The organism is Enterococcus sp. DIV0703, assembly GCF_051711065.1.
Lineage (GTDB): Bacteria > Bacillota > Bacilli > Lactobacillales > Enterococcaceae > Enterococcus_B > Enterococcus_B hirae.
Genome location: NZ_JBIOLX010000001.1, coordinates 845,496 through 858,846, shown reverse-complemented (window position 1 = coordinate 858,846; position 13,351 = coordinate 845,496). Strand labels below are relative to the sequence as shown.

The following is a 13,351-nucleotide window of genomic DNA, read 5'->3' as shown; positions in this document are numbered from 1 at the left end:
TATTTCAATCATCTACAGACAAATGATTATTTATTTTACCTTGTGTTTTTCATCAGATTACTTGCCTAATTTATTTTGACTCCTCTTAGATTCCTTTCGACCTTTCAATAGGAACAAGCTAACGAATACCACTAATAAAATTGTATATCCTAATTTTTGAATAACTTGGTTATTTTTTTCACCTGTTTTTGGTAATAAACCTTCCTTACCAGTCTCTTCACTAATAGAAGATTTACCTATTTCATTGTTGCCCTCTTGTGTATTTTTACCTTGCTCTGCTTTATTATTGATGTTTTTATCTTCCTCAGAGGATGATGCAGTTTCTTTATTCTCTAATTGTTCGATGGCCTGCACCAAATCGTTCATCACTAGTTCGACTTCGGCTTGCGTAGTATTTGGATCAGCTAACACTGCTTGCGCTGCTTCCAGCGCTTTGCGGAACACTTGCCAACTTTCTGCCGTATAACCACTTGCAACTCGGTTTTGGTTTTCTTCGACCAATTTTTTTAATGCTGTTTTGTCTACTTTAGTTACTTCTTGCAGTTGCTCGATGGCTTTATTCACTGCTTGAATTGCTTCGTCTACTTCAGCTTGCGTAGTATTTGAATCAGCTAACACTGCTTGCGCTGCTTCCAGCGCTTTGCGGAACACTTGCCAACTTTCTGCCGTATAACCACTTGCAACTCGGTTTTGGTTTTCTTCGACCAATTTTTTTAATGCTGTTTTGTCTACTTTAGTTACTTCTTGCAGTTGCTCGATGGCTTTTCTCACTGCTTGAACTGCTTCGTCTACTTCGGCTTGCGTTGCTTTTGGATCTGTTAACACCGCTTGGGCTAATTCCATTGCCTTAGTGAAGACTTTCCAACTTTCTTTTGTATAGTCGCTTTCGTTTCGGTTTTGGTTTTCTTCGACTATTTTTTCTAATGCTGTTTTGTCTACTTTAGTTACTTCTTGCAGTTGCTCGATGGCTTTTCTCACTGCTTGAACTGCTTCATCTACTTCGCCTTGCGTTGCTCTTGGATCTGTTAACACCGCTTGGGCTAATTCCATTGCCTTAGTGAAGACTTTCCAACTTTCTTTTGTATAGTCGCTTTCGTTTCGGTTTTGGTTTTCTTCGACCAATTTTTCTAATGCTGTTTTGTCTACTTTAGTTACTTCTTGCAGTTGCTCGATGGCTTTTCTCACTGCTTGAACTGCTTCATCTACTTCGGCTTGCGTTGCTTTTGGATCTGTTAACACCGCTTGGGCTAATTCCATTGCCTTAGTGAAGACTTTCCAACTTTCTTTTGTATAGTCGCTTTCGTTTCGGTTTTGATTTTCTTCGACTATTTTTTCTAATGCTGTTTTATCTACTTCTGAAGGAACTTTGATAGTAATTGATCTCGAACTTCCTTTTAACCCTTTGCTATCAAATAGAAATGCTCCTGAATCCATGGTAATTTCGGACTCTTTTTCGATAACCTCAATGATCTCTTTCTCAATCGAAAATTCAATCACCTTATTATTTTGAACAGGATTCGCAATTGACAGTCGATAAGTATCATTACTCAATTTTTCTGCAATAATGGATGCAGGTTCAGATACGTGAACAAAAGCTGCCTGTTGATTTCCACTCCAAGCATTCAACATGAGATAGTCTTTTGTCTCAATTGCTTGGATTTCTGGTGTGTTTGCTAACACATTATAGCTTTTATGTTGCGCCATTTCTGCCATTTCTTCTGCTGTCTTTCCAGCAACAGTCAAATACTCATAAGTATCATTTTGAGCGTTACTTCCATGATTTTTGATGATTTTTACAAATTCTTTTGTATATGATTGATCATTGACAAAATATTCGTTGATATCCAAATATTTGCCAGATCGAATTTCTTTTTGAACGTCAACGTTCGACATGGTATTTGGAAAAATGTAACCTAAATTATTGAGTGGATTTGTCGAAGTAAGATTGATCCAAGTAGAATCAGCTGTTTTCTTTTGGATAATTTGCATGTTACTTGAATCCATCATTCGATTATCAAGGATCGTCTCAATTGTCGCATTCGTTGTTCCGCTGATTCCACTGCCTAAATTAATCAATTTATCTTCTAACAAAAACCATGATTTCTTTGCTACCAAATCCATATTTTCATTTTTCTTATCTAAAAACATTCCGACTGCAGCTACTTTGCCATTATTCGATCCTCCCACCCAAGACTGAGGACTCTTTTTACCAGTAGAAGCACCTTCTGCTAACACTTTTGTGTCTATAGTGGTACCTGGTAAGCGATAAGAATCAATAGTGACCCAATAACCTTCATCAAATTGAGCGAGGTCACCGTTATAAAGATAAACCATCCCATCAGCCGTATGCCATCCTTTTTTATTTTCAGTATTTCCAAATTCATAATTTCCAATACGACTAGAGTACATACTTATTCCGAGACTATAACTCTCGTTTTTTTGAAACACCCGATCCATTGAACCATAAACATTCACGAGATTTCGTTCTTCTTTACTAGTTATCGAAGGCTCATTCATGATTTTCTTAAGATCAATCAACGCTTCAAAGTCTCTTGGGTTTTCAAAAAATCATAAAAATAACTACTATGCTCAAGCCATGCTTTAATAGACGAATCAATTTTCTTGCGTAAAATTTCTGGCGAAAATTTCGCTACTAATGTAAGATTGGCGATTGTTTCCTTTCCAGATTCAAATTCAGAGGTAAAGGGATTCGTCCCAGGAGCTCTAGAAATACTTCGTCCTGATACCATTGAGGGCATTTTTCCATTTACCATCAATTGTAAATAACCTTTATCGGTTACTTGAAACAAGTTATTTATATTGTCATCTTTGATTTCCCAATGTGTCCCTTGCAAAATCGTTTGAACTCGTCCAAAGCCTTTCAGCAATTCATTTCCATAACTTCCGTTATATGGGAAATGACTATGTTGGATTAATGAGCCGTCTGAATATAAGCCATCTCCTCCTGTCACCATTTTTAAAACGGATGGAACAGCGCTTTGAACTGCCTCTACTCGGGAATCATTTTCTAATAAAATGGCTGTTCCTAAGACGGTAATAGATATATCTGTTAAGTTCGCTCCTGTAGCCGTATAGCTAGGCCATTGAACTTTAGGATCTTGCGCATAGTGGTTTAAAGGTTCAACAAATTTAGTTAAGATTGCATCATCTTTTTCGATTAAATCATCATGTAATAAAATCAGTGTATCTGTTAATGGCTGTGCTGATCCAATTTGCCAATCCCACCAATTCCCACTCCAGTAAGTTCCATTGTAGTTTTTGGTTTCAATCATAAAATCAATTGCTTTCAAAATTTGCGTAAAAACCTCTTGATTCTTATGTAGTGAACTCGAAGGATCATAATAACCTAATGTCAATTTTTTGATGTTGGTAAATTGAGTGGTGTAGTCTGCTGATAGTGTGTCTGAACTTTTTTTCTCCCACAAATAAGTTCTATTTTCTGACTTATTAAGTGTTTGCCATAATTCTAAACTATCTTTGGCTATTCTCGCTCGATATTTTTTTACGTCCGAATCCTGATCAAATTCTTCATGATCTTCTTTAGATCCTAGCAAGCGTGCTTTCCATCTCTCACGCATTTCACGATACTCTGCTTTTTCTTGAATAACCGTAACTGGAATCGTATCACTTAAATCCGTATTTTTGATTCTCACAGTCACCTTTGCTTCTCCGGTTTTGAGTGCTTTCATTCTTCCTTGACTGTCTACATTGACAATACTAGGATCACTACTGCTCCACTCAATTTGTTTTTCAGGAACTTGGACGCCTGTTGGTGTTAATGTGTAAGTTAATTGTTTAGATCTTTTCTCGCTGATTTCGGCTGAATCAATCGAAAACTTTATCCCATCAGGTAAACGTGCTTGACGATAAGCTTCCATTGAAATAATGCTCGAACCATAATATTGACCATTCGTGTGCTTCCACATTTTTAGTTGTTGGTATTTAATATATCGAGCTGTTACATTCGCTACTTCAATATATTTTTTTGCTTCTTTCCCGCCACTTCCACGCTCCTCCTTATAGATGGATTGATAATTTTGATTGTCGTTAGAAACTAATACCTCATATTCTGGACTCTCCGCATGAAAGTGTAAAACCACCTGACCAATTGTTTTTTCTTCTCCAATATCAACAGTCAGCCACTGATTATCTGTTTTATCCGCTGACCATCTCGTCGATACATCCCCATCAACCGCTTTTTCACCTACAAATTGCGGATATTTCCAATTATCTCCTTGTTTCCCACCTTCTACTCCTGAGTAGGTAACATTCTTTTGAAACAAAAAATCTTCAGTATCTTCAGCACAAACGATTGGACTGTAAAAAGATGTAACAACAAGCGCCAATCCTGTTAAAGCAAAAATGATTGCCTTCTTCATTAAAAAATTCCTCCTTTAGTTAAATAGAATAGTCGATAAAAAATTTTAAGTCGTGAGGCAAAATGAATGATCATCAATTTTTTATCCATTCTTTGCAACTTTTGTACATACTACTTTTACTTGAGAGAACTACCTAATATTCGTTCTTAGTTTTTTAGTTTCAATTGAGATAAATCATTGGAAGAATCGCTCATATCTGCTTATTCGTAAAATATTTAAAATCTGTCTTTCTACTAAAAACACTACTTTACATTTTCCCCACCTCCTCACTGATTCACTTAAACATATAAAAAAATAGGCATGAAAAAACGACGGAAGACTCCGTACGTGTTTTCCATGCCTAGTATAACCTAGTCACATGAAACTTGTGTTTGCGTTTTCATAATACTCTAGCAAAAATTTATTGTCAACCAACAAAACATTTAAATATACTGGTTATATTATGTATAAGTTAACTGGGAGCATAGGATCTTATTGTATGTTTTAGTAATCTTTACAAAAGGGTAAAGCTCTGCCTCTCTTGCTTCTGACTCCCCCTCAACTTAGGGAACCACACTGATTTACGTATCAACTTTGGAAAAAAGAAAAAAACATCCTTGCACAAAATCTCTTCTGTGCAAGGATGAAACATATCTTATCTTCTCGGCTCATTTTCATCAAAATCTTTATAAAATAAACGACGGTCCTCATCTGGTTCCACAATTTCTTCTTTAGGATCATGGAACACCACGCGAATTTTTAAAATTCTAGAACCTTCCATTTCTTCAGAAGTCAAGGTAATGTTGTCTACATCAAATGATAATTTTTCTCCCTCATCAGGGATCATGCCCAAAGCAGTGATTAAATAGCCTGCCATCGTATCGACATCGCTCATGTGCAAGTTACTGTCAAATACTTCGTTGAACTCATCGATCAACATTCGTCCTTGGATCACGTATTCATGTTCAGCAACCTTTTCATATAATTTTTCGACTTCATCTGATTCATCATCAATTTCACCGACGATTTCTTCTAGTAAATCTTCTAAAGTCGCTAAACCAACGACTCCACCATATTCATCCAGTAAAATAGCCATCTGGTTTTGAGTTTTTTTCATTTCGTACAAGAGATCATCAATGAATATTGTCTCTGGTACAAATAAAGGTTCTTGCATGATTTTTTGAATATTTAAATGTTCAAAGCCAAATTTATGAGCAGCTTTCAATAAGTTTTTCGTATGAAGAATCCCAACAACTTTGTCTTTGTCTTCATTATAGACCGGAATCCTTGAATAATTTTCTGATAAAACTTCATTGACATTCTCTTCAACGGAGTCATTGATATCGATCATAAAAGCATCTGTTCGAGGAACCATTACTTCCCTAGCTACTTTGGTATCTAAAGAAAAAACACCTTGCAGCATTTCTAACTCTTCATTATCAAGTACACCTTCAGTTTCCAACATATACCGCATTTCATCTCTCGTCATTTTTGAATCTTCATCATCAAAAGTCATTGGTGTGACACGAGCTAGTAAACTAGTCGATGCAGATAATAACCAGACGAAAGGTTTGGCAACCACACCGATCAGACGGATGATTCCTGAAGTAAAGTTGGCTACTTCTTCTGATTTGTTCAAGGCGATTCGTTTAGGATACAATTCACCAAAAACAATCGATACGTAGGTCAAAATAGCTAAAACAATAATATTGGCAATATTTCTTGCTGCTACACTACCACCTAATAATGGTGCTAATTTTTCTGATAATGTATTGGCTAACGAAGCACCGGATAGGATATTGACTAACGTGATTCCTACCTGGATCGTTGACAGAAAGTTATTTGGGTTCTGCAATATTTTTAAAAGCTTTTGAGATTTAACATCTCCTTCTTCCGCTTTTTGCTCGACTCGATTTTTGTTGATCGAAACAACAGCAATCTCGGAAGCAGCTAAAAAAGCATTGATCAAAGTTAAAATGATCAGTAATAAAATTTGCGCTAACAGCGACTGACTCTCAGGGTCAGCATTCATAATCGCATTCTCTCCTTATATTTTTTAATTTTTTTGTTTACGATAGAAAAAAAGCGTGACTATAAAGATAGCCACGCTAAAATGTTATCACAAAGAATTTTTCTTTGCAATAAAAACAACTATGAAGCAATTAGTCGGAATTGCTGATACGTTATTCCAATGTCGTTGCAATTTTTTTCTTTTTTTCATTTTGCTGGTCTTCTTTAACAATTTTGATGACATAAGAAATAATCGTCTTACAAATGGCATAAAACGGTACACCTAAGAAAATCCCGATCAAACCAGCAATGTTTCCTGCTACTAATAACACAATAATGATCGTTAGCGGATGGATTTTTAATGATTTTCCGATGACATTTGGATAAATCACATTTCCATCCAATTGTTGAACGATCAAGACAACGACACAACAAAGCAGTGCTTTAACAGGATCATTGAATACTGTCACTAAAAATGCTGGAGCTAAGCCTAGGTAAGGACCTAGATAAGGAATCAAATTAGTCAAACCAGCGATGACGCCAAATAAAAAGGCATAATTGACCCCTAGAATCAGATACCCCAAAAAAGTAAATGTTCCGACAAAAAGACATTCAATCGCTTGACCACTAATGTAGTTAGCTAATGTTTTGTTCAATTGACCAAGTAATTCAACAATTTGATCTCTTCTCTTTTCAGGAAAGAATTTCTTGACTGTCGGAACCATTTTTTCTCCATCTTTCAACATATAAAACAAAATAAATGGAGCTGTGATGATCACGATTGTAGCAGAAGCGATCGTACCGACAAGCGATCCTAAGCTGTTTGAAATCCCGCTGAGGAACTGTTGGATAATCTTAGCATAAGAAATATCTAATTGATTCAAATAATGATTGATATCTACTTCTTTGAAGATCGGTAGTTGGGCCATATTATTTAACCAAGTCTCTACACGACTAATAAAGTCAGGAATATTCGATGCGATGGATGAAATTTGTTGGATCAAGCTAGGAATCACGCTGAGCAAAATCCAGATGATCGCTGCGACAAGCAAAAGTAATACGATTGCTACCGCCCAAATGCGTTTGATTTTGATCTTCATCAATAGTTTGACAATAGGATTCAACAAATAATACAAAAACCCAGCAATCAAGACTGGTGCGAATAATGTTGAGAAAAATGTTCCAATTGGTTGAAAGATAAAATTGATTTTTGAAGAAACCAAGATCAACGTGGCGATAATGAGTAATTCGCAAGACCAAAACATCAATTTTGATTGTTTCAATTTTTCAAACAATATACTTCCTCCTTTCGTCTTTTTTACTAGTATATATTATTTGTGTGAAAATTTCTTTTATTCTTACTGATATTTGTTTTTTTATCCACTTTTCATTTTATTTTCTTTACAGTATACTAAACGAATGAAAGGTGGGTTTCGGATGAAAGTCGTTCAAACAAAAGATACATTAAGTGATATTTACCTTGATGCCGTTCGTATTAGAAACCAAGTTTTTGTCAAAGAACAAGGCGTTCCTATAACTAGAGAAATTGATCAAAATGAAGCACATTGCATCCACTTTGTTCTTTATTCAGACCAAAATCTACCTTGTGGGACCGTTCGGCTATTACCATTAGAAAATGGAAAAATGAAGTTACAACGAATGGCGATTCTTGCAGATTATCGTCATCAAGGATTAGGTCAAATTTTAGTAGCTGAAGCTGAAGCTTTCGCCAAAAGTCAAGGATATAATACGATTTTGCTAGGCGCCCAAGCAACAGCTGAGAATTTCTATAAAAAATTAGGATTCACTGCTTATGGAGAACCATTTGAAGATGCTGGTATTGCTCATATCGCAATGAAAAAAGTCTTTTAATTATTGACAGGCTATCAAAGCAAGGATCATCCCTTGTCCTTTTTCTTCCATCATCAGTGTCTATGTTGAAGAACCCATAGCAAAAAAGCAGTAAGCGCAAAACTTTTGCGCTTACTGCTTTTTTTTGTTTACTTGCGCGACAATTGCTTGTAACGGTTATACCAAATATCAATATAGCCTTCGGAGAAAGGGCCCTCACCATTATTGATCCAGTCAACCAAGATCTTCACGTTTTCTTTTAGGATGAAGTCGATATCATTCGGATAATTCATCATTTGGCTATGCATCTCATATTCATCGACATCTAGTAATCGTTTCTCTCCATCAGGAAAAACTTTGATATCTAAATCATAATCAATATACTTCAATGCCTCATCGTCCAGCAAAAAAGGTGAAGCTAGATTACAATAATAGGAAACCCCCTTTTCTCGAATCATTGCTATTACATTGAACCAGTATTTTTTGTGAAAATACACAATTGCTGGTTCTCGAGTCACCCAACGACGTCCATCAGACTCTGTAACTAGAGTATGATCATTGACACCGATCATCGAATGCTCACTTGTTTTTAATACCATGGTATCACGCCACGTTCGATGCAATTTGCCGTCATGTTTGTAACTTTGGATCGTTACAAACTCACCTTCTTTTGGGACTCCCATAGCAACCCTTCCTTACGCAGCATCTCATGCTTTGTGTTTGGGTGTTCATTACACCGACATCGTAATTATTATATCAATAAAAAAGAGCTTTGCCTAGAAAGGATTACTATTGTTTCGATTTTTCTCTAATTGTTCGTTTAATTTTACCTGTACTTTTGGAAAAGCCACGTTATCGAAGTCTTCTGGTAATAACCATTGTGTTATTTCAGTTTTAGGAAATTTGTCATTTGATTGAGAAGGTATTCGGCCGTAAAATAGTAATACGTGCCATTTCAAATGGCTAAAGATATGCGTTACCTCTCCCAAATGCCGCTTTTGCCAAATCAATTGTTCTTTAAAATGAAAGGGTAGCTCCGTTTCTTCTTCTGCAACTTTGTCTTGATCGAATAAGCTTGGTTCATGAGATTGAGCCCATTCAGCTTGCAACCATTCGTATTTCTCTTTTGTGACTTCGACCATCGGGAACGTCCACATGTTTGCTAATAACCTTTGCGTATGTCGTTCCTCAAAATAATAGGCTCCAGCCTCATTTTGAATCGCTGCACACACATAATAGACATCTTTCGGTTTGGCTTTCTTTGTTTTTACTGGAAACGAGGTTTGCTCATTTTTTTTGTAAGCTAAGCAAAATGATTGGATCGGACATGATTCACAATTAGGTGAAGTAGGTGTACAAATGGCCGATCCTAGATCCATCATTGCTTGGTTAAACTCACCAGGATGCTTTTCATCAATGATCTTACGCATCGCCTCATCAAAAATTTTCCGACTAGAAGCTTTGGCGATGTCAGCTTCAATACAAAATAAGCGACTCACGACTCTCATGACATTCCCATCGATTGCTGGTTCTGGCAAACCAAAAGCAATACTTGAAATAGCGCCTGTAGTATAAGGGCCAATCCCTTTCAATGAACTGATTTCTTCTGGTGTTTGCGGCATACGTCCATCAAATTCTGTCATGATCTGTTGGGCAGCAGCTTGGATATTTCGAACGCGAGAATAATACCCCAATCCTTCCCAAGCCTTTAAAAGTTTTTCTTCTGGTGCCGCAGCTAACGCTTCAATCGTCGGAAACCATTCCATAAAGCGATAAAAATAAGCAATTACCGTATCTACACGGGTTTGTTGAAGCATGATTTCAGAAATCCAGATACGATAAGGATCACGATCATAGCGCCAAGGTAGATTGCGTTTTTCTTTCTCGTACCAGCCAACAAATTGCGTTTGAAACTGTGCGATTTCCTCTTCTGTCCATTTTTCCCATTCTTTATTCACTTGCTTCTTCCTTTTCTACGATAAATCGTTGGATCATTTCTAAATCAAATCCTTTTTGATATAAGCTTTGTTTGATTTTTAAATTACGTTTTTTCGGTTCAAATCTCTCATTTTTACGCCATAACTTGTCCCCTTGTGAAACTAATGCTTCATATTCAGCGTCTTCATCCGTTTCTTGTGGTAAATGGGCGATGGCTTGTTGGATCGCCTCTTGGGTGAATCCCTTTGTCATCAAATTTTGTTGAATTTTTCTAAAAAGTTCTTTATGACTTTTCCCATGATTTTTATTGAATAATTTTTCTGCCGTTTGCGATGCTATCGCTATTTGTTCTTCTTCTGGATATTGCAACAGTGCCTGCTCGACGATTTCCGGTTTCAAACCTTTTTGTTGTAATTGCTGAGCTATTTTTTTTGGTCCTTTGTCACTTAGTCGTACATTTGTCCGCACGTAGCTTTCACCATAGACGAGGTCATTGATCAAATCTAATTCCTTTAAACGGTCCACGATCTTATTACGGTCAGCTAGTTCAATCTCTTTTTCTTTCAAATAAGTTCTAATTTCTTTTTCCGAACGCAATTGATAACTCAGATAATTGAGCGCTTGTTGGAGACCAAAGTCAAACCCACTACTTTTCTTGATTTCCTCAATTGTTTCTTCTGTTAATTCTTGTCCCTTTAACAAGCGGTAACGCACCAAGATATCTTCTGAAACCTTCAAAGAATCTCCTTCAGATAATTCGACTTGATAAAATGGACCTTTGCCTTTACTGATCCTAGTAACTGTTATCATTGACTTACCTCCTCGAACGTATATTCTTATCATAACATAGAAAATCCCCATCGCTATTAATAATATGTTAGAATAAAACCACACTATTAGAAAAAAGGAAGATACTTATGACAGAAACCATTGTCAAAAACGGCCAAACCATCCCTTTAAAAATCAAACGACTGGGTATCAACGGTGAAGGGATCGGTTATTTCAAACGTTTGATCATCTTTGTCCCTTATGCACTGCCCAAAGAAGAAGTTCTTGTCAAGATCACGAAAGCAACACCTCGCTATGCGGAAGCTCAGTTAATCAAAGTCAAAAAGCAAAGCAAGGATCGAGTGGTGGCGCCTTGTCCAGTGTATTATGAATGTGGTGGCTGTCAGCTTCAACATTTAGCATATCAGGCACAACTTGATTTCAAAAAAGATTTGCTTATGCAAGCGCTAGAAAAATTCAAACCGGCTGGCTTTCGTTCTTACGAATTACGTCCAACGATTGGCATGGAAGAACCATGGCATTACCGAAACAAAGCACAATTCCAATTAAGAAAAAATAAGAAAACACAACAAATCGAAGCTGGGCTATATCAAGCAAATTCCCATGAACTTGTGCCATTAATCGATTGCTTAGTTCAAGAACCACAGACACAGAAAGTGATGAATACGGTCGTCGAGTTATTGAATAAGTATGACCTTCCTATCTATGATGAACGGAGCAACAGTGGCATTTTTCGGACGATCATGGTACGTGTTGGAATAAAAACGGGTGAATTACAAGTTGTATTTATTACTCGCAGTCAAAAATTTCCACAAAAAAATGCAATCATCCGTGACATTAACCAACAATTGCCAGAGGTTGTTTCAATCATGCAAAATGTTCAACCTGCTAAAACTTCTCTCGTAATGGGCGATGAAACAATCCACCTTTGGGGAAAAGATGCTATTGAAGAACATCTCAATGAAGTTACTTTTGATCTCTCACCACGAGCTTTTTTCCAGTTGAATCCGCAACAAACAGAAGTCCTTTATAATGAAGGAATCAAAGCACTCGCGATCCAACCAAATGAAACGATCGTAGATGCTTACTGTGGTGTGGGAACGATTGGTTTAAGTGTAGCAAAACAAGCGAAAGAAATCCGTGGAATGGATGTGATTCCTCAGGCTATTGATGATGCACGTAAAAACGCTCAACGTTTAGGGTATACTAATACCCATTATGAAGTTGGAACTGCTGAAGATTTATTACCAAAATGGCTTGAAGAAGGATTTGAACCAGATGGGATCATTGTCGATCCCCCTCGTACAGGGCTTGATTCTCAGTTGATTCAATCGATCCTCAACTATCCGCCAACGAAATTAGTATATATTTCCTGCAACGTCTCAACCTTAGCACGAGATCTGGGACAATTAAGTAAGAAATTCAAAGTGGAATATTTGCAGTCAGTGGATATGTTTCCCCAAACGGCTCGATGTGAAGTCGTTGTAAAATTGACTAGAAGATCAAGTGTTACCAACAAAAACTAGCTGAACTTTTTTCGGTACTTTTTCTGCTCGTCTGACTTAACCCAACCTAAGTAAATAAAAAACATCCAAAACACAGAGCTGTGTTTTGGATGTTTTTGTTATGCAATAGTTCATGATTGTCCACTTTTTTAACTCTTACTAATTCAATTTATCCACTAAATATTTACTTTTTGATACTTTTTAATGCACGAAACAATGTCTGGGATTGTCCTTTGAATGACATGACTTGTTCAAATATATCTTCCCCATCATTCAGCATCTTTACGGTGGTCCACCCTAGTGATTCGGTGATGGCACTTGCAACGGTGGCATTGATCGCTGCCCCTGTAACAGTTCCAACTGCTGGTACAAATTTGACAATATTTCCGACAGTACTTCTTCCTAAACTGACTACTACAAGTTCTTTAGAAACACTTTTCCCTAAACTTTCTGACCAAGGTTGTCCAAAAAGTTTATGTAGCCGAGCCATCATAGTCAATTGAACTGGAACTAATAAAAACGCATCTGAAAAAGGGATCGGAGAGCAACCGATGATTGCAGCTGTTAACGAAGCCGCGTGAATGATCCTATGACTTTTTTTGCGTGTCGTTTCATCGACTCCTTTTAAGAAATCTTTAAATACATGATCAAATTTTGCTTGATTTTTTGCAAGGATTTTTTCTGCTACGATTTTCGATTGGTCATAAGCATTAAGGATCACTCTAGCTGATTTTTGTGGCATTTTTTTTAACACTTCAGCAAAGAAAGAGTCAAACTCTTGCTGGTCAAGTGTTTCTTTAGCAAGTGGTGCAACATGATTAGTTTCATCGCTTGTATCTTGCGTATTCTTCTTAAAAAATCTCATCATACTTTTCCCCC

Annotated in this window: 8 protein-coding genes and 1 pseudogene; 2 read left to right on the top strand and 7 right to left on the bottom strand. The window is 36.8% G+C overall.

Annotated features, from left to right (window positions below; all coding sequences use genetic code 11):
- Positions 1 to 57 precede the first annotated feature (57 nt).
- The 3 genes and pseudogenes from IGK81_RS03980 to IGK81_RS03970 all read right to left on the bottom strand — a co-directional run bounded on the left by IGK81_RS03980 (position 58) and on the right by IGK81_RS03970 (position 7,684).
- Positions 58 to 4,400 (bottom strand): annotated as a pseudogene (locus IGK81_RS03980) (polysaccharide lyase family 8 super-sandwich domain-containing protein).
- A 634-nt stretch (positions 4,401 to 5,034) separates the two neighbouring features.
- Positions 5,035 to 6,411 (bottom strand): hemolysin family protein, encoded by a 1,377-nt coding sequence (locus IGK81_RS03975; protein ID WP_010738146.1) that lies wholly within the window; start codon positions 6,409 to 6,411, stop codon positions 5,035 to 5,037.
- 151 nt (positions 6,412 to 6,562) lie between these two features.
- Complete coding sequence (locus IGK81_RS03970; RefSeq protein ID WP_010719694.1) at positions 6,563 to 7,684, bottom strand: AI-2E family transporter; 1,122 nt, start codon at positions 7,682 to 7,684, stop codon at positions 6,563 to 6,565.
- A 142-nt stretch (positions 7,685 to 7,826) separates the two neighbouring features.
- Between IGK81_RS03970 and IGK81_RS03965 the strand changes: the two genes are divergently transcribed.
- On the top strand, positions 7,827 to 8,261 hold the full coding sequence (locus tag IGK81_RS03965) for a GNAT family N-acetyltransferase (protein ID WP_010719695.1): 435 nt from the start codon (positions 7,827 to 7,829) through the stop codon (positions 8,259 to 8,261).
- A 128-nt stretch (positions 8,262 to 8,389) separates the two neighbouring features.
- Here the strand turns inward: IGK81_RS03965 and ntdP are convergent, their stop codons facing one another.
- The 3 genes from ntdP to recX all read right to left on the bottom strand — a co-directional run bounded on the left by ntdP (position 8,390) and on the right by recX (position 10,988).
- Entirely contained in the window at positions 8,390 to 8,923 is a 534-nt protein-coding gene (gene ntdP / locus IGK81_RS03960; protein WP_010719696.1) for a nucleoside tri-diphosphate phosphatase, read from the bottom strand.
- Positions 8,924 to 9,016: 93 nt separating this feature from the next.
- Positions 9,017 to 10,198 (bottom strand): A/G-specific adenine glycosylase, encoded by a 1,182-nt coding sequence (gene mutY, locus IGK81_RS03955; RefSeq protein ID WP_034698908.1) that lies wholly within the window; start codon positions 10,196 to 10,198, stop codon positions 9,017 to 9,019.
- Positions 10,191 to 10,988 (bottom strand): recombination regulator RecX, encoded by a 798-nt coding sequence (recX, locus tag IGK81_RS03950; protein WP_034698905.1) that lies wholly within the window; start codon positions 10,986 to 10,988, stop codon positions 10,191 to 10,193. Before recX ends, mutY begins: the two co-directional genes overlap by 8 nt.
- Positions 10,989 to 11,095: 107 nt before the next feature.
- Here recX and rlmD point away from each other — a divergent pair, with 107 nt between their 5' ends.
- Positions 11,096 to 12,493: a 23S rRNA (uracil(1939)-C(5))-methyltransferase RlmD gene (rlmD, locus tag IGK81_RS03945; RefSeq protein ID WP_412003952.1), complete on the top strand. Its 1,398-nt coding sequence runs from the start codon at positions 11,096 to 11,098 to the stop codon at positions 12,491 to 12,493.
- Between the two features lie 163 nt (positions 12,494 to 12,656).
- On the opposite strand, the gene IGK81_RS03940 is transcribed toward rlmD, so the two are convergent.
- The gene (locus IGK81_RS03940; RefSeq protein ID WP_034698910.1) at positions 12,657 to 13,337 is read right to left on the bottom strand and encodes a YcjF family protein; all 681 of its coding nucleotides are present in this window, start codon (positions 13,335 to 13,337) and stop codon (positions 12,657 to 12,659) included.
- Positions 13,338 to 13,351 lie beyond the last annotated feature (14 nt).

Coding starts and splice junctions, on each gene's coding strand:
- IGK81_RS03975 (WP_010738146.1), bottom strand. CDS start 6,411: ATGAATGCTGACCCTGAGAGTCAGTCGCTGTTAGCGCAAATTTTATTA.
- IGK81_RS03965 (WP_010719695.1), top strand. CDS start 7,827: ATGAAAGTCGTTCAAACAAAAGATACATTAAGTGATATTTACCTTGAT.
- ntdP (WP_010719696.1), bottom strand. CDS start 8,923: ATGGGAGTCCCAAAAGAAGGTGAGTTTGTAACGATCCAAAGTTACAAA.
- recX (WP_034698905.1), bottom strand. CDS start 10,988: ATGATAACAGTTACTAGGATCAGTAAAGGCAAAGGTCCATTTTATCAA.
- rlmD (WP_412003952.1), top strand. CDS start 11,096: ATGACAGAAACCATTGTCAAAAACGGCCAAACCATCCCTTTAAAAATC.
- IGK81_RS03940 (WP_034698910.1), bottom strand. CDS start 13,337: ATGAGATTTTTTAAGAAGAATACGCAAGATACAAGCGATGAAACTAAT.